Source organism: Paraburkholderia acidiphila (assembly GCF_009789655.1).
Lineage (GTDB): Bacteria > Pseudomonadota > Gammaproteobacteria > Burkholderiales > Burkholderiaceae > Paraburkholderia > Paraburkholderia acidiphila.
Map to the genome: position 1 here is coordinate 254573 of NZ_CP046909.1, position 21159 is coordinate 275731.

A 21159-nucleotide genomic window follows, 5' to 3' on the forward strand; every position below is an offset into this window, starting at 1 on the left:
CCCGTCTGACCTGGCTGCACATTGCACGAGTGCGCCCGCAGCCCGCTGTCCGCCCTGGACGCCGCAGACGCCCCGGCGCGGCCGTGTGCCACAATCTCCTTCGTCCCCCTTGACCGTCTGGAAGCCGCAAACGTGACGCGCCGCCTCATCCTCCTCTTCGCGCTCGCAGCCGGTCTCGTCGCGGTCTGTGCGCTGACGTGGGCGCTCACCTGGCAGGCCGGCATCGACGCGCTGCGCCGCAACGCCGCCGTGCGCGGCGATCGCACCGCGGCTTCGCTCAAGAGCACGCTCGAGCGCTACGACTCGTTGCCCTATATCGTCGGCGAGCATCCGCTCGTGCAGAACGTGCTCGTCGATCCGCGGCCCGAGTGGGTGGCCGCCGCGAACCGCTATCTCGAAGACGTGAACCGCCACGCGCGCGCCACGACGACCTACATCATCCGCGCCGACGGCATGAGCATCGCGGCCAGCAACTGGCGCGACCCCGATAGCTTCGTTGGCGTGGACTACCGCTTCCGGCCGTATTTCCTCGATGCGATGCAAGGCGGCGTGGGCCGCTTCTTCGGCATCGGCACGATTTCGCACGATCCCGGCTACTACGTGTCGCAGCCGGTGCGGCGCGACGGCAAGATCGTCGGCGTGGCGGTGGTGAAGCTCAATCTCGAATGGTTTCCGGGCACCGATGCCTCGGAGCCGCTCCTCGTGACCGACGATCACGGGGTGATCTTTCTCTCCTCGGTGCCCGCGTGGAAGTACCGCACGGTGCGCCCGCTGCCGCCGGCTGTCGTAGCTTCGATCGACGCCACGCGCCAATATGCGAGCGAGCCGATCGCGCCGCTGCCGGCAAGCGTCGAGCGCGTGTTGCCGGGCGACGCCGACATCGTGCGCATGGGCGCGGGCATCCGCGCGCCGCGCTACCTGGAAACGCGCCGCTCGCTCGGCGAGCCCGACTGGCATCTCGTCACCATGTCGTCGATCGACCCGGTGCTCGACGCCTCGCGCAATGCAACCATCATGACGGGCTTCGGCTATGTCTCGCTGTGCCTCTTTGGCTTTTACTGGCGCATGCGGCGCGCGCGCGTGAAGGAAGTGATGCGCAGCCGCGCGATGCTGCAAAAGGCCTACGCGATGCTCAACGAGCGCGTGGCCGAACGCACCGCCGATCTTTCGCAGGCGAACGAGCGTCTGCAACGCGAGGTGGCGGAACGCACGCGCGCCGAGGCGGAACTGCGCGCGACCCAGGACGAGCTGATCCAGGCGAGCAAGCTGGCGGCGCTCGGCCAGATGGCGGCGGGCATCACGCACGAGTTGAACCAGCCGCTTGCGGCGCTGCGCAGCTTCTCGGACAACACGCGCGTGTTTCTCGAGCGCGGCCAGTACGCGGCGGCCACCGAAAACCTCGAGGCAATCGGCTCGCTCACCGAGCGTATGGGCAAGATCGTGAACCAGCTCAAGCTGTTCGTCGGGCGGGCGCGGCCCAGGAGCGCGCGCGCGCCGGTTGCCCGCGCGCTGCGCAATTCGCTCGCGCTGCTCGGCAAGCGGCTCGACGGCGTGCGCGTGGATCTCACGTTGACGGACGACGGCGCGCCGCCCGTGCCGCTCGATGTGGATGCCGGGTACCCGGACCTGAACGCGCAGAGCGACGACTTGCGGCTCGAACAAGTGCTCATCAACGTGCTCGGCAACGCGCTCGACGCCGTGACGGGCGTGCCCGCGCCCCGCATCGCAATCGATGTTCAGGCGAGCGCGGCAACGCTCGCTATCGGGGTGAGCGACAATGGGCCAGGCATTCCCGAAGATGTGTTGCCGCGCCTCTTCGAGCCGTTTTTCACGACGAAGGAAATGGGGCAGGGGCTCGGGCTCGGACTCGCGATTTCCTCATCGATCGCGCGTGATTGCGGCGGCTCGCTCACGGCGAGCAACGCGCCGGAGGGCGGCGCGCGCTTCGTGCTGACGCTGCGCCGCGCGCGTGCGGATGCTGAGAGCGCGGCGCGAGCGGCTGGGTTGTGATCGAGTGCTTTGAAGCGCTTATGAATCAGGATGACGAACGAACATGGTGAACACGACGCCCGGCCGGGTGCTCTACGTTGAGGATGACGAACTCGTGCGCCGCGCGGGCGTGCAAAGCCTGCAGCTCGCGGGCTTTGACGCCGCCGGTTTCGCCAACGCGGAAGACGCGCTGCCGTTGATCGACGCCGACTTCGCGGGCGTCGTGGTGAGCGATATCCGCTTGCCTGGCATGAGCGGGCTCGATCTGCTTGCGCAATGCCACGAGCGCGCGCCCGAGGTGCCCATCATACTCGTGACGGGCCATGGAGATATCTCGATGGCGGTGCAGGCCATGCACGACGGCGCGTACGACTTCATCGAGAAGCCGTTCGCCTCCGAGCGCCTGATCGAAACGGTGCGGCGCGCGCTGGAGCGGCGTTTGCTCGTGCTCGAAAACCTCGCGCTGCGCCGCGAGCTGGCGGGGCAGAACGCGCTCGCGCCGCGCATCATCGGCAAGAGTCCGGCCATCGAACAGGTGCGCAAGCTGATTGCGAACGTCGCGCCCACGGACGCTTCGGTGCTGATCAACGGTGACACTGGCGCGGGCAAAGAGCTGATCGCGCGCAGTCTTCACGAGCTTTCCCCGCGCCATGACAAGCCGTTCGTCGCCGTGAACTGCGGCGCGTTGCCCGAGCCGATGTTCGAATCGGAGATGTTCGGCTATGAGGCGGGCGCGTTCACGGGGGCGGCCAAACGCAGGATCGGCAAGCTCGAACACGCGAGCGGTGGCACGCTTTTTCTCGACGAGATCGAGAGCATGCCGCTCTCGCTGCAGGTGAAGCTGCTGCGCGTGCTGCAGGACGGCGTGCTGGAGCGTCTCGGCTCGAACCAGCCGGTGCGCGCCGACTTGCGCGTGGTCGCGGCGGCCAAGGGCGACATGAGCGAGCACGTCGCGGCGGGGACCTTCCGGCGCGACTTGCTGTACCGGCTGAACGTCGTGACGATCGCGCTGCCCCCGCTTGGCGAACGCCGCGAGGACATCGTGCCTTTGTTCGAGCATTTTCTGCTCGACGCGGCAGTGCGCTACCAGCGGCCTGCGCCGCTCCTCACCGAGCGCGACCGCATGCGCCTCGCACAGCGCGACTGGCCCGGCAACGTGCGCGAACTGCGCAACGCAGCGGACCGGCGGGTGCTCGGGATTCCCGACGATCTTTCAGCAGGCGCGGCAGTCGGCGACGACGAGGCGCTGCCGCTCAAGGAACGCGTGGAGCAATACGAACGCGCGTTGATCGCCGACGCGCTTGCGCAGAGCCATGGAGCGGTCGCCCAGGCCGCCGAGCGGCTGCAGATGGCGAAGGCCACGCTGTACGAGAAGATTCGCCGCTATGGGCTGGCGGCGCGCGGCGAGGGTTAGCTTCGATTCGCCAGGCTTGCGGGGCGTACAGGCGTAAAAAAAGCAGCGGAGTTTCCGCTGCTTTTTTTGTTGGCGATTGACCGTTTGTCAGGTCGCCTGTCCGGTTGCCAGCGCCTTCTGAAGCAACTGGTCGAGTTCCGCGAACTGCGGCTCGCCCACGTAGCGCTTGAGAATCTTGCCGTCGCGGCCGATCACGAAGGTGGTGGGCGTGAGCTGGACGTTGCCGAACTGCTTCGCGGCCGATCCGTCGTCCATCGCCACCTTGAACGGCAGCTGACGTGTTTGCGCGTAGTTGGCCACGTACATCGGCGCGTCGTAGTTCATGGCGACCGCCACGAACTCGAGGCCTTCGCCTTTAAAGCGGTTATAGGTCTGGACCATCTTCGGCATTTCCGCCATGCAGGTGGTGCAGCTCGTCGCCCAGAAGTTGACGAGGTAGACCTTGCCCTTCAGGTCGTTCGTGGAGACCTTCTGGCCGGACAGGAGCGTGAAGGTGGCGTCGGGAACGCGCTGCTGGCTGCCGAAGAACGCGAAGTAGCCGGCCACGGCGATCGCGACGACGACCACCGCCGCGCCAATGCGCATGAGCGCGCCGGAGCGCGCTTTCGAAGAATTCGGGGATGCAGCGGTCATGAGCCTTGCCTCGTGCGCCGAATGGCGCGGGTGTTAAGCCAAAGCATTGTAGCGCCGAATTTCCCGGCATAGCGGTTGCGAGACAACATCCGGGTATGCGCCGACGGATAATGTCGCGCACCTTTCACTCCCGTGACAAACCGCGCCCCATGGTCCTGGACATCCTCCGCCGCGCCCGCCTCCCGTTGAGCCTGTCGATGCGCGCCATCGTTGCTGCCCGCGTAACGTTGCTGGGCCTGCTTGGCGCGGCGTTCGCGCTGGCTGCCTGCTCGCCCACCTATGACTGGCGCACGATTTCGAACGACGCGAGCGGCTACTCGATCGACCTGCCAGCCAAGCCGGACAAGGACGAGCGCCGCATCGACGTGAACGGCACGCCGATGCGCATGCGCGTGCAGACGGCCGAGGTCGCAGGCGACGTGTTCATGGTCGGCACACTCGATCTGCCGGACGCGCAGCCCGCGACGCAGCAAAAAGCGCTCGACTTCCTGCGCGCGGGCCTCGCGCGCAATGTGGGCGCGCCGGCCGACGCGCATGCGGTGGCGGTGCCGCTCGCGACGGGCGGCACGATGGAGGGTGTGGAAATGCGCATGGCCGGCAAGGCGGGCGCCAACGGCGAGTCGCGCACGATCCACGCTCGGCTCGTCGCGAAGGGCGCGCGGGCCTACCAGGTGGCGATCGTCGGGCGCACCGAGCCACCCGCCGAGCAGATCGACCAGTTCTTCGGATCTTTCAAGCTGTACTGAGCTTTGGGACTCCGCAGCACACCTTGCGTAGCAATGTTTCGCTCTCGCAGCGGCGGGCGTTTGCCGGCCGAAGTGAAAGTTGCGCTGCAGGTAAACACGCTAATTATCGGATTTGATTGAGGGTTTACCGGTTACCCACAGGAGCTGTGGGTAACTTTGTGGAAAACAACGCCGCGTTGGCCGGAAAGGGCCGTCCTGTGGGCTTTCTGTTAGTTTTTGCGGCTTTTCTGTAAATGCATAAACTTAGAAGAATCAACGAGTTATCAAACTAGCGCTCGCGTAATGCGAACTATGAACAAATCCGGGGTGAACACGACCAAATGTGCATAAGTCAAGTCTTGACTTCGATTTATTGGCGCTATTCACATTCCCCAGTGGCACAAGCGCGGCGGCTGTTTCACCGGAATCGGCGTTGTCATGGGCTAACGCTCGGCAAACACGCGCCGGTACTGCACGGCCTCCGCCACGTGTGCGGCTTCGGGCATGGACGCACCGGCGAGATCGGCAATCGTGCGTGCGACCTTGAGCACCCGGTAGTGCGCGCGCGCCGACCAGCCGAAGCGCTCGCCCGCTTCGCGTAGCAGCGCAACACCTGCCGCGTCGGGCTGACAAACCGCGTCGGTCTCGCGGCCGCTCAATTCGCGATTGGTTTTACCCTGGCGCGCCAATTGACGCTCGCGCGCCGCCTGCACGCGCGCGGCGATCGCGGCGCTCGATTCGGCATTCGTCATGGCGCGAGCGGCCAGTTCGGCGGGCGGCAACGCGGGAATTTCGATCTGGATGTCGATGCGGTCGAGGAGCGGCCCCGAGAGCTTGCGCAAATAGCGCGCGGCGCTTTCGGCCGTGCAGCGGCAGCGCCCGGCGGGGTCGCCGCGCCAGCCGCACGGGCAGGGGTTCATCGCGGCAACCAGCTGGCACGCTGCCGGAAAGTCGGTTTGCCACGCGGCGCGCGAGATCGTGATCGAACCCGCTTCGAGCGGCTCGCGCAGCGTTTCGAGCACGTGGCGGTCGAACTCGGGCAATTCATCGAGGAACAGGACACCTAAGTGCGCGAGCGTAATCTCGCCCGGTTGCGGCGGATTGCGCCCGCCGATCAGCGCTGCCGCGCTCGATGAGTGGTGCGGCGCGCGAAACGGCCGCTGCCGCCACTGCTGCGGCGTGAAGCCGATCGCGCTGGCCGAGAGCAGGGCGGCGGAGGCGAGTGCTTCGTCGTCGGTCATGAGGGGCAGCAGTCCGGGCAGACGCGCGGCGAGCATCGACTTGCCGGCGCCTGGTGGCCCGATCATCAGCAGATGATGCCCTCCGGCCGCGGCGACTTCGAGCGCCCGGCGCGCACCGCGCTGGCCGACCACGTCGGCCATGTCGAGGGGGGCGGCGACGGCTGCGGCGTCGGGGGCGCTCGCACGCACGGGTGCGAGGCGCGCTTCGGGATCGGCGCCCGCAAGGTGCGCGCAGAGCGAGCGCAGGTCTGCCGCGCCGTACACCGCAACACCTGGCACCAGCGCCGCTTCGACGGCGTTTTGTGCAGGCAGATACAGCTCGGGCATACCTAAGCGGTCGCGTGGCGCCTGGGCGAGTGCGAGCGTTGCTTCGTCGATCTCAGTATCAGGAATCCGAAGGACATCGCTTTCGGCTAGGGCGTCGAGACTGGACGTTGCCGCCTCTTCAGCACGCGCGGCGCGCTCCTTGTGCGCGCGTGCGGTGCCGCATGCCATGGCGAACGCACCGCGCATCGGCCGCACGGCGCCGGTGAGCGAAAGCTCGCCCGCGAACTCGCGGTGCGCGAGCGCCGCAGCAGGAAGCTGCCCGCTGGCCGCGAGAATGCCGAGCGCGATCGGCAGATCGAAGCGGCCGGATTCCTTGGGCAAATCAGCGGGCGCGAGGTTGACGGTAATGCGCCTCACCGGGAAATCGAAGCCGCAGTTCGAGAGCGCGGCGCGCACGCGCTCGCGGCTTTCGCGTACTTCGAGATCGGGCAGTCCAACGATGGAAAACGACGGCAGCCCGTTGGCGAGATGGACTTCTACGGTGACTTCGGGCGCGCGGCCAGCAGCCGGCGCGCGGCTGCGCACCACGGCAAGCGACATGGGATTCTCCGGAAGGCTCGCATACGGGAATGGCGCGCGCGTTGTCCTTCACTGCGTTGGGACTTCGCGCGCCATGCATGCGCCAGGCTGGTGAGGCGTATGCCCCTTTACGGTTCCATTGCGTTTCGCGTACGGATCGCTTGCGGTGGTGCGGCAGTGGCGCTGCACTCAATTGCGCACAGGAATGCGCAAGGAAATGATCAGGAGGACTGGCTAGTCACCGGCAGCTTTTGTTCGAGTTCGGCCACGCGGCGCTCGAGTTCTTCGAGGCGCTGGCGCGTGCGCACGAGCACCTGCGTTTGCGCGTCGAATTCCTCACGCGTAACGAGGTCCAGCTTCGAAAAGCCTTGCGACAACATTGCACGCACATTGCGTTCGACATCGCGCGCCGGCGAGTTCTTCAGCAGATCGCTCACGCGCGACTGCAGATCATTGAATACGTCGTTTGGTTGCTTCATTCGATTCCCCTTCGCTGCACAAAAAATGTGCAAGTTTTGTTTCGCCTGTGCCCCGCGATGAACCGTGATCGATCTTGGTGCGAACTCGCAGGGCCACGGCCTGCTGTGCGCGCAACTGGTGCGCGACGCCGGCCAGTGTGCTTCGTGCGGTGGCGCGGCGGGCCACTTCCAGCCGCTATGCGGCGCCCAGCGCGGCAGCGATGCCTGAGAACACTGTAGCAACGTTCCCCCCGCCACGCTACCGCGTGCGCCTCACGCTGGCCGTTCGGCCAGGGCCTTGCGCGCCGCGCCCTTCAAGGCGCGGACCGGCATTGTCCACGGCTTTGGGCGCGCTTGCATTGAAGTCCATCACATCGGCTTTGAAGACGAGGTGCAACGAATTGGCACGGGTGTTGCTAATACTGCCCCGCGCACCGAACGACGGTTGGCTCACGGTGCGCCAGCGGGGCGGCTACGCATCATGCGCCGCTCGCAAGGCGCCCGTTGCAGAAGCAAACAAAGGAATGAAGCAAACCACAGCGAGGACTACATGAAACTGATTACAGCAATCATCAAGCCCTTCAAGCTCGATGAGGCGCGCGAAGCCCTCTCGGCGATCGGCGTGTCGGGGATCACGGTGACGGAGGTGAAAGGCTTCGGTCGCCAGAAGGGGCACACCGAGCTGTACCGCGGCGCGGAGTATGTCGTGGACTTCCTGCCGAAGGTGAAGATCGAAGCCGCCGTGGCCGACGACATCGTCGAGCAGGCCATCGAAGCGGTGGAACGCGCGGCCCGCACGGGCAAGATCGGCGACGGCAAGATTTTCGTCACGCCGATCGAACAAGTGATCCGCATCCGCACCGGCGAGACCGGCGCCGACGCACTGTAAAGCCCGCAGTCAGGCCTAAAGAGACCGAGACAAGAGGAAAGAGGAAACCGAGATGCGCAAACTTTTGATGTCCCTGATGATGGCTGGCTCGCTGCTGGCCGGCGGCGTCGGCGCCGCACTTGCGGACGACGCATCCGCGCCCGCCGCGGCCTCCGCGCCGGCGGCCGCCGCTTCGGCGCCTGACGCAACGGCCGCCACTCCGGCTTCGGCGCCCGCCGCCGACGCCGCTTCGGCACCGGCAGCCGCAGCCAGCGCCCCCGCAGACGCATCGGCAGCTGCAGCCGCCGCGCCCGCCGCACCGACCGCGCCGTTCTCGGTCGATTCGTCGAAGATCAACTCCGGCGACACCGCGTGGATGCTGACCTCCACCGCGCTCGTGCTGTTCATGACGATCCCGGGCCTCGCGCTGTTCTACGGCGGCATGGTCCGCAAGAAGAACGTGCTGGCCACGCTCATGCAGAGCTTCGCGATCACCTGCGTGGTCACGGTGATCTGGACGGTGGTGGGCTACTCCATCGCGTTCACGCCGGGCGGCTCGTTCATCGGCGGCTTCTCGCGCATCTTCCTTGAGGGTATGAACTACATCAAGGGCGACAAGGCGACGACGCTCACCGTGAGCCATCTCGCGCCGACCATCCCCGAGACGGTGTACTTCGTCTATCAGATGACGTTCGCGATCATCACCCCGGCGCTCATCACCGGCGCGTTTGCCGACCGCATGAAGTTCTCGGCGATGCTCGTGTTCATGTCGCTGTGGTCGATCATCGTCTACTCGCCGATCGCGCACATGGTCTGGGAACCGACCGGCTGGCTCGCCAGCGCCGGCATCCTCGACTTCGCAGGCGGCACGGTCGTGCACATCAACGCCGGTATCGCGGGTCTGGTGTGCTGCCTCGTGCTCGGCAAGCGGGTTGGCTACGGCCGCGAAGTGATGGCTCCGCACAACCTCACGCTCACGCTGATGGGTGCAGCCATGCTGTGGGTGGGCTGGTTCGGCTTCAACGCGGGTTCGGCAGTGGCGGCTGACGGCCGTGCCGGCTTCGCGATGCTCACGACGCAAATCGCTACGGCTTGCGCAGCACTCGGCTGGATGTTCGCTGAATGGATCGCCAAGGGTAAGCCATCGGTGCTCGGCATCGCTTCGGGTGCAGTGGCAGGTCTCGTGGCCATTACGCCGGCATCGGGCTTCGTCGGTGTGCTCGGCGCGATCGTGATCGGCGTGGTGGCTGGCGTGGTCTGCTTCTGGTCGGCTACGTGGCTCAAGCACAAGTTCAACTACGACGACTCGCTCGACGCGTTCGGCGTGCACGGCATCGGCGGCATCATCGGTGCGATTCTGACCGGCGTGTTCGCAGTGAAGGACATCGGCGGTGCGGATGGCAGCGTCATCCTGCAAGCCAAGGGCGTGCTCACGACCCTCATCTACAGCGGCGTGGTGAGTTTCATCCTCCTGAAGGTGATCGACATGGTCATGGGTCTGCGCGTGTCGGAAGAAGACGAGCGCGAAGGTCTGGACGTGGTTCTGCATGGCGAGCGCGTGGAATAAACGCGCCGTTCTCGACGGTTTGATCTAGCAGGGCAGCAAGCAGCGACCTGGGCCCGCCTTTTTGGCGGGCCCTTTTCTTTTTCGGCCCGCGTTTGGCCTTGCGCGCTGGCGCGAGGTCCGCGCGCGCCGGTCGACGCGCGAGGGAATAAGCGGGCCGCGCGCGCGTTCGCATAGTGCCCCTTCAATCCGTGTGCCCAATTGCGCCGGGCGGCGCGGGCGGTCCAGAATGGATATCCGGCGTGAATATCCTCGCGGGCGCAACCGGCGATTGACCCTGCAGCGCGTAAGGGATTTCATGACGGGAATTCATGAGGGCAAGCCCGTCTTGCAACTGCCGTAATCGTCCCCAGATAAACGACCGGTTTCCCTACAATCAAAGCATTTCGTCCGCGAGTCACCCCTTATGGTCCCGCATCTGGTTACGGCGTTGAATGGTCCGCTCCTCGAACTGGAGCAGCGGATTCTCGACGCGACGCCGGCCATCGAGCGCTGGTTCCGCCTCGAATGGCAGGAGCACACGCCGCCGTTCTACGCTTCGGTCGACCTGCGCAATGCCGGTTTCAAGCTCGCGCCCGTCGACACCAACCTGTTTCCCGGCGCCTTCCATTGCCTGCCGCAGGAAGTGCTGCCGCTCGCCGTGCAGGCGGCCATGGCCGCCATCGAAAAGATCTGCCCGGACGCGAAGAACCTGCTCGTGATTCCGGAGATGCACACGCGCAACGCGTTCTATCTGGAGAATGTCGCGCGTCTCGCCACGATCATGCGCCAGGCGGGCCTGAACGTACGCTTCGGCACGCTCGACGAAACCATCGCCGGGCCGGTGACGATTTCGCTCGCGGACGGCCAGAAGATCGTGCTCGAACCGCTCGAGCGTTCGCAGCGCCGCCTCGGGCTGAAGAACTTCGACCCGTGTTCGATCCTGCTGAATAACGATCTTTCCGGCGGTATTCCGCCCGTGCTCGAAAACCTGCACGAACAGTACGTGCTGCCGCCGCTGCATGCGGGCTGGGCGGTGCGCCGCAAGTCCACGCACTTCTCCTGCTACGACGACGTGGCGAAAAAGTTCGCGAAGATGGTGGGCGTGGACCCGTGGATGATCAATCCGTACTTCGCGCACGTGGAAGGCGTGGACTTCGAGGCGCGCACGGGCGAAGAGCAGCTCGCCACCGCCATCGACGTCGTGCTCAAGAAGATCGCGAAGAAGTATCGCGAGTACGGCATCACCGAAAAGCCCTACGTCGTCATCAAATCCGATGCCGGCACGGACGGCCGCGGCGTGATGACGGTGCACGACGCCTCGGAGGTCGCCGCACTCACGAAGCGCGAACGTGCGAAGATGTCGGCCACGAAGGACGGGCTCGAAGTGCACGACGTGATCGTGCAGGAAGGCGTCTACACGTTCGAGCATATCGGCGACGAAGTGGCCGAGCCGGTCGTGTACATGATCGACCGCTACGTGGTGGGCGGCTTCTACCGCGCGCACGGCAGCCGCGAGCGCGACCAGAACCTGAACGCGCCGGGCATGCATTTCGTGCCGCTCGGCTTCGAGCACACGGCGCTGCCCGACACGCGCGCGAAAGCGGGTGCGGCGCCGCCGAACCGCTTTTACATGTACGGCGTGGTGGCGCGGCTCGGCTTGCTGGCGGCCTCGGTCGAGCTGGAGAAGACCGACCCCGAGGCGATCCAGGTCTGACCGGCACCCACACCGCGTCCGTCATTATTCGGACAATTCAACGCAGCGCCCGCCCCGTGCGGGCGTTGCCGTCATGACACCAGGGACAACGCAGGGACGATATGGACATTCTCTTCATCGCCGATCCGCTCGAACGGTTCAAGATCTACAAGGACTCGACCTACGCGATGATGGCCGAGGCCGCGAAGCGCGGCCACACGCTCTTCGCGTGCGAGCCGCAGCACCTCGCATGGGTGAACGGCCAGGTCGAAGCCGACGTGCGGCGCTTCGAGATCGTCGGCGATACGGCGGACCTGCATCGTGAAACGTGGTTCAAGGATTCGCCCGATTCGCGCGCGCTCACGGGCTTTGACGCCGTCGTCATGCGCAAGGACCCGCCGTTCGACATGGAGTACGTGACGTCCACGTGGCTGCTGGAGATCGCCGAGCGCTCGGGCGCGAAGATCTTCAACAAGCCGCAGTCGATTCGCGATCATTCGGAAAAGCTCGCCATCGGCGAATTTCCGCAATTCGTCGCGCCCACGCTCGTCACGCGCAGCGCGGCGCGTCTGCGCAAGTTCCACGAAGCGCATCAGGACGTGATCCTGAAGCCGCTCGACGGCATGGGCGGCATGGGCGTGTTCCGCGTGAAGGCGGACGGCATGAACCTCGGCTCGATCATCGAGATGCTGAGCCACGACGGCGCGCGCAGTGTGATGGCGCAGAAGTTCATCCCCGAGATCAAGGCCGGCGACAAGCGCATTCTGCTGATCGGCGGCGAGCCGGTGCCGTATTCGCTTGCGCGCATTCCTCAGGGCAATGAAGTGCGCGGCAATCTGGCGGCGGGCGGACTGGGCGTCGCGCAACCGCTCACGGCGCGCGACCTGGAGATCGCGAAGGCGCTCGGCCCGACGCTCGCGGCACGCGGTCTGCTGCTCGTAGGGCTCGATGCCATCGGCGACTGGCTCACCGAGGTCAATGTCACGAGCCCGACGTGTTTCCGCGAAATCATGGAGCAGACGGGCTTCGACGTGGCCGCCATGTTTATCGACGCGCTGGAGCGTGCCGCGGCCTGAATGGCGTCTACCGGGTTGGCTCCGCTGACTCGCGCTCCCAAACGTTGGCCAGAGCGCATTTGAATCCCGCACCTGGAATGCGGGCTTGAAAGCCGCATGTATGGCGGCATCTGCGCGCTGTGGGCGCCTTGCAGGGCGGGCGCTCCAACAAGACCTCGACTGGCGGGCAGTTTCGGACCACGAAAGGTTGCGCACGCGCCCGGCGCTTGTGAACAGCGCGCGACATCTGTCGCCGCTGTGAGCAAAACCGCCTCGTGTGCGCGAAAATGACCCTGCTACAATGCCGCGAGCCCGCGTTCCGGGCTGGCAAGCCGGCGTCACACAGACGATCTGGCTGCCGCGCGGCGCGTGTTCCGACCCTGCGAGCCCACGGCTGGCCGCAGGTTCGGCGCTGGCAGGACGCGATCGACAAGTCGTCCGGGCATCAACCTGAGCCGTTTTTTGCAGTCAAGCTGACATGGCAGGGATTCTGATCATTGCGCACGCACCGCTCGCCACCGCGCTACGCGAGTGCATCGCGCATATCTATGGCGGTTGTCCGGCACGTATCGGCGCGCTCGACGTGCTCCCCGACAGCGACCCGGCCGAGGTGGTCGCCAAGGCCAATTCGGAGATCGAGCGCTTGCGCGAAGACAACGGCGCGCTCGTGTTGACCGACATGTTCGGCGCCACACCGTCGAACATTGCGGCACGCCTCGCCACGGTGCCCGAGGTGCGCGTGCTGGCCGGCGTGAATTTGCCGATGCTGGTGCGTGCCGTGTGCTACCGTGCGACGCCGCTCGACACGCTCGTCGAAAAAGCGCTTGCTGGCGCGAGCAAGGGCGTCCAGACCATCGGGCCGACCATGCCGCCCGTTGCGGCAGCGGCGAGCGAATGCGGCTGTCCGCCCACGCCCTGCGCCGAAAGCGCTGCCGACACGACAAAGCACGCCGCAAATCAGCCCGCAGGCCAAGGGGCAAGCCAATCGGCCGCCGCAACGTTGGGCGCGGCTTGCACAGGCGGCGTCGCGGCGGGCGTATTGAGGCCGGCCGGCACCGCCTGAACCGGCGGCGCGGCACCGAAGCGAAAAAAACAAGGCACACCGAAAGACCCCAGTCACACTTCCACACACTGCGTCCGGATCGACCTATGCTGCAACAAGAAACGACCATCGTGAATAAACTCGGCCTGCACGCGCGGGCGTCGGCGAAGCTGACGCAGCTCGCAGGCAACTATCAGTCGGAAATCTGGATGAGCCGCAACGGCCGCCGCATCAACGCCAAGAGCATCATGGGGGTCATGATGCTGGCGGCAGGTATCGGCAGTACGGTGATGATCGAAACCGAAGGCCCGGACGAGGCCGACGCCATGAGCGCGCTGCTCAAGCTGATCGCCGATAAGTTTGGCGAAGGTCAGTAAGACGCGCACGATCGTTGCACCTTGCTCGAAACGCCGCGGTTCGCCGCGGCGTTTTCGTTGGTGCGCCGGGCACTGCAGCAAAATGCCGCGGAAAGGCGCGAACAGGTACGCATGGCCACATTTGGGCGCGCCGGAATTTATAATCATCGCCGGGGTCTGAGAGAGCGCATTGCAGCGGTTTGCCGCAGCATCAAATAACCAGAGGAGGTGCGCGTGCCGTTCACGCTGCATGGAATTCCCGTATCACGCGGTATTGCCATCGGGCGAGCGTATCTGATCGCCCCGGCTGCGCTCGACGTCGACCACTACCTCATCGAGCCCGCGCAGATCGAAGACGAAATCGAGCGCTTTCGCGTGGCGCTCAAGGCCGTCGAGCACGAGCTCGACACGCTGCGCGCCGACCTCGCCGCCGACGCCCCTTCCGAGATGGGCGCGTTCATCGGCGTTCACCTCATGATCCTGAACGACGTCATGCTCGTGCAGGAGACCATCGACCTCATCCGCACGCGCCGCTTCAATGTGGAGTGGGCGCTTACCGAACAGCTCGAACGCCTCTCGCGCCACTTCGACGACGTCGAGGACGAATACCTGCGCGAGCGCAAGGCCGATATCGAACAGGTCGTGGAGCGCGTGCTGAAGTCGCTCGCGGGCGCGATGCCCCCGTCGCTGCACGGCGGCTGCGACGAGATGATCGTCGTCGCGCACGACATCGCGCCTGCCGACATGCTGCAGTTCAAGGGGCAAACGTTCCAGGGCTTCGTCACCGATCTGGGCGGGCGCACCTCGCACACGGCCATCGTCGCGCGCAGTCTGGGCATTCCGGCGGCCGTGGGCATGCAGCAGGCGAGCGCGCTGATCCGTCAGGACGATCTCATCATCGTCGATGGTGATCATGGCGTCGTGATCGTCGATCCCGCGCCCATCGTGCTGGAGGAGTACACCTACCGGCAAAGCGAGATGGCGCTCGAGCGGCGCAAGCTCCAGCGCCTGAAGTTCTCGCCCACGCAAACGCTGTGCGGCGCGAAGATCCAGCTCTACGCGAACATCGAACTACCCGACGACGCGCAGGCCGCGCTCGACTCGGGCGCGACGGGCGTGGGCCTTTTTCGCACCGAGTTCCTGTTCATGAACCACAAGAACCACTTGCCGGAGGAGGACGAGCAGTTCGCGGCCTACCGCCGCGCGGTGGAACTCATGAACGGGCTGCCCGTGACGATCCGCACGATCGACGTGGGCGCGGACAAACCGCTCGACGCCATGGGCGGCAGCGACGGCTTTGAGACGGCCGCGAACCCCGCGCTCGGGCTGCGTGCGATCCGCTGGAGTCTTTCCGAGCCGCAGATGTTCCTCACACAGTTGCGCGCCATCCTGCGCGCTTCGGCGTTCGGCTCGGTCAAGATCCTGATTCCGATGCTCGCGCACGCGCAGCAGATCGATCAGACGCTCGATCTGATCCGCGAGGCGAAGCGCCAGCTCGACGACGCCGGGTTCGCCTACGATCCCAACATCCAGGTCGGTGCGATGATCGAGATTCCGGCGGCGGCGCTCGCACTGCCGATGTTCCTGCGCCGTCTCGATTTTCTCTCGATCGGCACCAACGACCTGATCCAGTACGCGCTTGCCATCGACCGGGCCGACAACGCGGTGGCCGACCTGTACGACCCGCTGCATCCGGCCGTGCTGCAGCTGATCGCGCATACGCTGCGCGAGGCGAAGCGCGCAGGCGTGCCGGTTTCGGTGTGCGGAGAAATGGCGGGGGACCCCGCGTTCACGCGCTTGCTGCTCGGCATGGGGCTCACCGAGTTTTCGATGCATCCGAGCCAGCTGCTCGTGGTGAAGCAGGAGATCCTGCGCTCGCAACTCAAGACGCTCGAAAAGCCGGTGTCGGAAGTGCTGGCCGCCTACGAGCCCGAGGAGCTGCAGGCGGCGCTGCTGCGTGTGGCGCAAGCCTGAAGATCTGCACGTACGCGCACGGACGCGCAAATGCAAAAAGCCCCGGCATGTCCGGGGCTTTTTTGTGTCCTGGCTCTTGAGCGCTTCAAGCGTGCCGGTGCCGCTCGCCGCACACCGGGCAATCCGGCTGGCGCGCCACACGCATCGTGTTCCACTCCATGCGCAGCGAGTCGAGCATCATGAGCCGCCCGACGAGCGGCGCGCCGATGCCGCCAATCACGCGTAGCGCCTCGGCCGCCTGCATCGCGCCGATGATGCCCACCGTAGGCGCGAACACACCCATCGTCGAACACGCCACTTCCTCGAAGGGTTGATCTTCGGGAAACACGCACGCGTAGCACGGCGAGGCGTCGTCGCGAAAGTCGAACGTGCTGATCTGGCCGTCGAAGCGCAGCGCCGCGCCCGAGACGAGCGGCACGCCGTGCTTCACGCACGCGCGGTTGATCGCATGGCGCGTGGCGAAGTTGTCGGTGCAGTCGAGCACGACCGTCGCGCCCGGCACGTGCGTATCGAGCCACGCATCGTCGATGCGCGTTTGCAGCGCGTTCAGCTTCACCTCGGGATTCAGGCGCGCGATGGCATCGCGGCCCGACTCGACCTTCGCGCGGCCCACCGACGCCGTCTCGTGCATGATCTGCCGCTGCAGGTTGGTGAGATCGACGGTGTCGTTGTCGACGAGCGTGAGCGTGCCCACGCCCGAGGCCGCGAGATACATCGCCGCCGGCGAGCCGAGGCCACCCGCGCCCACGACGATCGCATGCGCGTCGAGAAAGCGCTGCTGCGCCTCGATGCCGATCTCGTCGACGAGGATATGGCGGGAATAGCGAAGGAGTTGGTCGTCGTTCATCGCGATGCGCTTGCTCGATGGCGCTGCGATGGACCTCGAGAGCCTGAATGGCCCTGAATGGGGAAGCGCGCGCCGGGGAAATACCGTGCCGTTATTGTAACGACGCCAGCGGCTGAAGGAGGGGCGGCCCCGCGACCGGCGCACAAGACGCGCCGGTCGCGAGGCGGGGACAGCGTGTTACTTGGCCGGAGCCGGAGCGGAGGCCGGCGCGGCAGCGGAGCCCGGAGCCGGCGCCATGATGAGCGTGGCCGGCTTCACGGCGATCGGCGCGGAAGCCGAGGTCGGCGGCTTCTGCTGCGCGAGGCGGCGCTCCATCGGCGACTTCGACTCGGTCACCGCCTTGCCCTGGAGCTTGTTCAGCGCCTGCTGGAGCATGAAGTCGTCGGTAGAGCCGAACTCGACCGGCTTGCGCTCGCGATCCTTCTGGCGCTGCTCCGGCGTCTTCTTGTCGTTCTGCTCTTCGAGTTGACGCAGCATGTCCATGCGCTCCTGCTCGCGCACTTCCTGCTCCTTCTTCTCGTCCGGATCCTGCGTGTTGGCGAGGTGGTTCTGGTAATCCACTTCGCGCGTGACGAGTGCGTCGTCCGGATCGCCGTCGGAGTACTGGTCGACCGCGATGTCAGGACGGATGCCCTTGTTCTGGATCGAGCGGCCGCTCGGCGTGTAGTAGTACGCCGTGGTCAGGCGCAGCGCCGTATCGGCCGTCATCGGGCGCACGGTCTGCACCGAGCCCTTGCCGAACGTCGTCTTGCCGACGATGAGCGCACGCTTCGAGTCTTGCAGCGCGCCCGCCACGATTTCCGATGCCGAGGCCGAGTACGCGTTGGTCAGCACGATCATCGGCACGGTCTTGAACTCGGCCGCCTCGCCCTTGAGCGGGTCGCCATCGAACGACGGCAGGCGGTAGTTCTCGTAGGTGTCGCGGTAGACCTGCTTCGAGTCCGGGATCTGGCCATTCGTCGAAACGACGACCGAGTCCGGCGGCAGGAACGCGCCCGCCACGCCCACGGCGCTTTGCAGCAAGCCGCCGCCGTTGTTGCGCAGGTCGAGGATGATGCCCTTGAGGTTAGGCTCCTGGCGCGCGATATCCTGCAGCTTCTGCGCGAGGTCGGGGACCGTGCGCTCCTGGAAGCTCGTGATGCGGATATACGCGTAGCCCGGCTGCAGGATCTTCGACTTCACGCTCTGCACCTTGATGATGGCGCGCGTGATGGTGAGCGGGAAGGTGCGGTCGTCGGTCTTGCGGAAGATCGTGAGCGTGACCTTGGTGCCCGGGTCGCCGCGCATCTGCTTGACGGCCTGGTCGAGCGTCATGCCGCGCACCGGCTTGTCGTTGATACGCGTGATGAGGTCGCCCGGACGGATGCCGGCGCGGTACGCGGGCGTGTCTTCGATCGGCGAGATGACCTTGATCAGCCCGTCTTCCGACGAGATTTCGATGCCAAGGCCCGCGAAGCGACCCTTGGTCTGCTCCTGGAGCTCCTGATAGTCGGTCTTGTCGAGATACGACGAGTGCGGGTCGAGGCTCGACACCATGCCCTTGATGGCGGCGGTGAGAAGCTTCTTGTCGTCGACTGGCGTGACGTACTCATGCTTGATTTGACCGAACACTTCGGCGAAGAGCCGCAGCTGGTCGAGCGGCAGCGGTTCGACGACCGTCTGCTGGGTTTGCTGCGCCTCGGCGGAAATCTGCAGGGTGGCAAATACGCCGGTCGCGAGGCCAGCGGCGATCAGGCCGATGTTTTTCAGGTTCTTTCGCATAGAGTATGTTGCGTGCGGTCGATAAGGCGCGTGGCAGCGTCTATTGGAAAAGCGACGGACAAGTATAACTGCACACCCGCCGTGGCTGTGTATAAGGCGCGTACGATGGGACTAAGACAGTGCGGCCGACGCCTGGTTCGCAAACCGTGTGCCGTTAATGCGGTCCTGTTACGGTTCTGGCGCGGTGCTGGCAGGGCGCTGACAATCTTGCCAGCCAGGACCCAAAAAGCGGAAAAGGGGAATGTGCAACCAATCGCGGGGGGACCGCCGATCCGATGGACCGGCGGCTGCCTGAATAGACCAGGCCCGTGAACCAGGCACGGCCAGGCATCGCCACGATGAGGCCGATGCGGGGAAACGCGGACCCTTAGCCCGCCTTCTTGCCCTGGTTCGCCACGGCGGCCTGCGCCTTCGCGATGGCTTCGGCGTCGCCCAGATAGTAGTGCGTGATGGGCTTGAGGTTCTCGTCCAGCTCATACACGAGCGGCACGCCGTTCGGAATGTTCAGCCCGACGATGTCGTCGTCCGAGATGTTGTCGAGGTACTTCACGAGCGCGCGGATCGAGTTGCCGTGCGCGGCGATCACCACCTTCTTGCCTGCCTTGATGGCCGGTGCGATCGACTCGTTCCAGATCGGCAGCACGCGCGCGACCGTGTCCTTCAGGCACTCGGTGAGCGGCAGTTCCTCGCGCGGCACCTTGGCGTAGCGCGGGTCGTTGTACGCCGTGCGCGAGTCGGTCGGCTCGAGCGCGGGCGGCGGCGTGTCGTAGCTGCGGCGCCAGACCAGCACCTGCTCGTCGCCGAACTTCGCGGCCGTTTCGGCCTTGTTCAGACCCGAAAGCGCGCCGTAGTGGCGCTCGTTCAGGCGCCACGAGTGGACCACGGGCAGGTACATCTGGTCCATCTGGTCCTGCACGTGCCAGAGCGTGCGGATCGCGCGCTTGAGCACCGAGGTATAGGCGATGTCGAACGTGTAGCCGGACTCCTTGAGCAGCTGGCCTGCCTGCTGCGCTTCGCGGTTGCCCTGCTCGGTGAGGTCGACGTCCACCCAGCCGGTGAAGCGGTTTTCCTTGTTCCACGTCGATTCGCCGTGGCGGATGAGTACGAGTTTGTACATGAGGATGCCGGTCGGTAGTGAAGGAAGCGGTAATCGGGGACGGGAGACGCAACGCCGTGGCGGCAGTCCAGTCCGTTGGGCTGCACGCCCGGGCTGGGGGGCGGTAACCCTGCGACAAACGGTTATTTTATAATGAGCGGATTGCCCGAATCCGATTTCGCACGATTTCTCCGATTTTCCCTTTTTCCGGCGGACCCTCCGTGACGTTCTTCACCAATTACATCAACCTTGTACTCATCGCGATCGTCCTCATCTCAGGAGGGTTGCTCCTGTGGCCGACGCTCAAGCGCGGCGGCCGCGGCGGCGTTTCGACCGCCGAGGCGACGCAGCTTATCAACCGCCGCAATGCGGTGGTGGTCGACCTGCGTCCCGCGGGTGAATTCGCGAAGGGCCATCTGCCGTCGGCGCGCCAGGTTGAATTTGGCGAGCTCGAGACGAAAATCGGCCAGCTCGTGAAGAACAAGAGCAACCCGGTGTTGCTGGTCTGCCAGACGGGCCAGCAGTCGCACAAGGCGCTGCGCCTGGTGAAGGACGCCGGTTTTGCCGAGGTCCATGTGCTGGACGGCGGCGTGAACGCCTGGCAGCAGGCCGGAATGCCGGTCGTGAAACAAGGAGGTTCGAAGTGAGCAAAGTGGTCATGTACAGCACCCAGGTGTGTCCGTATTGCCAGATGGCCGAGCGTCTTTTAAAGTCGCGCGGCGTCGAACACATCGAGAAAGTGCTGATCGACCGGGACCCGGCGCGGCGCGAAGAGATGATGACGCGCACCGGCCGGCGTACCGTGCCGCAGGTTTTCATCGGCGAGACGCACGTGGGCGGTTACGATGACCTCTCCGCGCTCGACCGTGCGGGCGGCTTGATGCCGCTGCTCGAAGCCGCCTGAGGTAGAGGCGGGTTCATAGCCTGATTTGCAGCCCGCATTGCAGCCCGATAGCCCTGCGGCCTCGGTCCGCAGGCGGGCTGCGCAGCGTGACGTAGCGACGCAGGGTTTCGGCCCGCGCGAGCCAGTGAGGCTTGCGCGGGCCTGTTGCCGTTCATTGCCGTAGTGCGGCGCATTTTCGGGACTTCGAGATGCCGCGATAATGCCGCCGCGATCCATTCAATCAGGGAAGCCATACACCATGTCTGACGAGAACAACCAGCCGTTCTTCAATATCCAGCGCATCTACCTCAAGGACATGTCGCTCGAGCAGCCGAATTCGCCGGCCATCTTCCTTGAGCAGGACATGCCTTCGGTCGAAGTGGAAGTCGACGTCAAGGCCGAGCGCCTGGCCGATACGGTGTTCGAGATCATCGTCACCGGCACCGTCACGGCCAAGGTCAAGGACAAGGTTGCGTTCCTGATCGAAGCCAAGCAAGCCGGCATTTTCGACATCCGCAACATCCCGGCCGAACAGGTCGATCCGCTCGTCGGCATCGCCTGCCCGACCATTCTGTTCCCGTACCTGCGCTCGAACATCGCCGACGCGATCACGCGCGCGGGCTTCCCGCCGATCCACCTGGCCGAGATCAACTTCCAGGCGCTCTACGAGCAACGCCTGCAGCAACTCGCCCAGCAAGACGGCGCGAGCAGCGCGACGCACTAAAGCGTACG

The 21159-nt window shown here is 65.5% G+C and carries 20 protein-coding genes; 14 read left to right on the forward strand and 6 right to left on the reverse strand.

Annotated features, from left to right (window positions below):
- The first annotated feature begins 21 nt into the window (after positions 1 to 21).
- Positions 22 to 2010, forward strand: a complete 1989-nt coding sequence (locus tag FAZ97_RS01175; RefSeq protein WP_158756810.1) for a sensor histidine kinase — start codon at positions 22 to 24, stop codon at positions 2008 to 2010.
- 43 nt (positions 2011 to 2053) lie between these two features.
- Positions 2054 to 3403 (forward strand): sigma-54-dependent transcriptional regulator, encoded by a 1350-nt coding sequence (locus FAZ97_RS01180; protein ID WP_158756811.1) that lies wholly within the window; start codon positions 2054 to 2056, stop codon positions 3401 to 3403.
- Between the two features lie 87 nt (positions 3404 to 3490).
- On the opposite strand, the gene FAZ97_RS01185 is transcribed toward FAZ97_RS01180, so the two are convergent.
- Positions 3491 to 3988 (reverse strand): TlpA family protein disulfide reductase, encoded by a 498-nt coding sequence (locus tag FAZ97_RS01185; protein WP_407671817.1) that lies wholly within the window; start codon positions 3986 to 3988, stop codon positions 3491 to 3493.
- Positions 3989 to 4233: 245 nt separating this feature from the next.
- Here FAZ97_RS01185 and FAZ97_RS01190 point away from each other — a divergent pair, with 245 nt between their 5' ends.
- Positions 4234 to 4782: a hypothetical protein gene (locus FAZ97_RS01190; protein WP_233271604.1), complete on the forward strand. Its 549-nt coding sequence runs from the start codon at positions 4234 to 4236 to the stop codon at positions 4780 to 4782.
- Between the two features lie 422 nt (positions 4783 to 5204).
- Here the strand turns inward: FAZ97_RS01190 and FAZ97_RS01195 are convergent, their stop codons facing one another.
- Together FAZ97_RS01195 and FAZ97_RS01200 are read right to left on the reverse strand one after the other, a co-directional pair.
- A complete protein-coding gene (locus FAZ97_RS01195) occupies positions 5205 to 6869 on the reverse strand; it encodes a YifB family Mg chelatase-like AAA ATPase (protein ID WP_158756813.1) in 1665 nt (554 codons plus the stop codon).
- 200 nt (positions 6870 to 7069) lie between these two features.
- Complete coding sequence (locus tag FAZ97_RS01200) at positions 7070 to 7327, reverse strand: accessory factor UbiK family protein (RefSeq protein WP_028201802.1); 258 nt, start codon at positions 7325 to 7327, stop codon at positions 7070 to 7072.
- Between the two features lie 64 nt (positions 7328 to 7391).
- On the opposite strand from FAZ97_RS01200, the gene FAZ97_RS01205 reads away from it, so the two are divergent.
- From FAZ97_RS01205 to ptsP, 8 genes are all read left to right on the forward strand, one after another.
- On the forward strand, positions 7392 to 7535 hold the full coding sequence (locus FAZ97_RS01205) for a hypothetical protein (RefSeq protein WP_158756814.1): 144 nt from the start codon (positions 7392 to 7394) through the stop codon (positions 7533 to 7535).
- Positions 7536 to 7856: 321 nt separating this feature from the next.
- Positions 7857 to 8195, forward strand: coding sequence for a P-II family nitrogen regulator (locus FAZ97_RS01210; RefSeq protein WP_028201804.1), 339 nt, complete (start codon positions 7857 to 7859; stop codon positions 8193 to 8195).
- A 52-nt stretch (positions 8196 to 8247) separates the two neighbouring features.
- Positions 8248 to 9741, forward strand: a complete 1494-nt coding sequence (locus tag FAZ97_RS01215; protein ID WP_158756815.1) for an ammonium transporter — start codon at positions 8248 to 8250, stop codon at positions 9739 to 9741.
- Between the two features lie 403 nt (positions 9742 to 10144).
- A complete protein-coding gene (gene gshA / locus FAZ97_RS01220) occupies positions 10145 to 11434 on the forward strand; it encodes a glutamate--cysteine ligase (RefSeq protein WP_158756816.1) in 1290 nt (429 codons plus the stop codon).
- Positions 11435 to 11535: 101 nt separating this feature from the next.
- Positions 11536 to 12489, forward strand: a complete 954-nt coding sequence (gene gshB, locus FAZ97_RS01225) for a glutathione synthase (RefSeq protein ID WP_158756817.1) — start codon at positions 11536 to 11538, stop codon at positions 12487 to 12489.
- Positions 12490 to 12946: 457 nt separating this feature from the next.
- Positions 12947 to 13531, forward strand: coding sequence for a PTS sugar transporter subunit IIA (locus FAZ97_RS01230; RefSeq protein ID WP_158756818.1), 585 nt, complete (start codon positions 12947 to 12949; stop codon positions 13529 to 13531).
- An 86-nt stretch (positions 13532 to 13617) separates the two neighbouring features.
- Entirely contained in the window at positions 13618 to 13887 is a 270-nt protein-coding gene (locus tag FAZ97_RS01235) for an HPr family phosphocarrier protein (protein ID WP_042270095.1), read from the forward strand.
- A 213-nt stretch (positions 13888 to 14100) separates the two neighbouring features.
- Complete coding sequence (gene ptsP, locus FAZ97_RS01240; protein ID WP_158756819.1) at positions 14101 to 15840, forward strand: phosphoenolpyruvate--protein phosphotransferase; 1740 nt, start codon at positions 14101 to 14103, stop codon at positions 15838 to 15840.
- An 85-nt stretch (positions 15841 to 15925) separates the two neighbouring features.
- Here the strand turns inward: ptsP and FAZ97_RS01245 are convergent, their stop codons facing one another.
- From FAZ97_RS01245 to gpmA, 3 genes are all read right to left on the reverse strand, one after another.
- Entirely contained in the window at positions 15926 to 16687 is a 762-nt protein-coding gene (locus FAZ97_RS01245) for a HesA/MoeB/ThiF family protein (protein ID WP_158756820.1), read from the reverse strand.
- A gap of 177 nt (positions 16688 to 16864) precedes the next feature.
- Positions 16865 to 18448, reverse strand: a complete 1584-nt coding sequence (locus FAZ97_RS01250) for a S41 family peptidase (protein ID WP_158756821.1) — start codon at positions 18446 to 18448, stop codon at positions 16865 to 16867.
- Between the two features lie 367 nt (positions 18449 to 18815).
- Positions 18816 to 19565 (reverse strand): 2,3-diphosphoglycerate-dependent phosphoglycerate mutase, encoded by a 750-nt coding sequence (gene gpmA / locus FAZ97_RS01255; RefSeq protein ID WP_158756822.1) that lies wholly within the window; start codon positions 19563 to 19565, stop codon positions 18816 to 18818.
- Positions 19566 to 19765: 200 nt separating this feature from the next.
- Here gpmA and FAZ97_RS01260 point away from each other — a divergent pair, with 200 nt between their 5' ends.
- The 3 genes from FAZ97_RS01260 (at position 19766) to secB (ending at position 21151) form a co-directional block, all read left to right on the forward strand.
- Positions 19766 to 20191 (forward strand): rhodanese-like domain-containing protein, encoded by a 426-nt coding sequence (locus FAZ97_RS01260; RefSeq protein WP_042270087.1) that lies wholly within the window; start codon positions 19766 to 19768, stop codon positions 20189 to 20191.
- Positions 20188 to 20448, forward strand: a complete 261-nt coding sequence (gene grxC / locus FAZ97_RS01265) for a glutaredoxin 3 (protein WP_042270085.1) — start codon at positions 20188 to 20190, stop codon at positions 20446 to 20448. Before FAZ97_RS01260 ends, grxC begins: the two co-directional genes overlap by 4 nt.
- Before the next feature lie 238 nt (positions 20449 to 20686).
- Positions 20687 to 21151 (forward strand): protein-export chaperone SecB, encoded by a 465-nt coding sequence (secB, locus tag FAZ97_RS01270; protein WP_133185322.1) that lies wholly within the window; start codon positions 20687 to 20689, stop codon positions 21149 to 21151.
- Positions 21152 to 21159 lie beyond the last annotated feature (8 nt).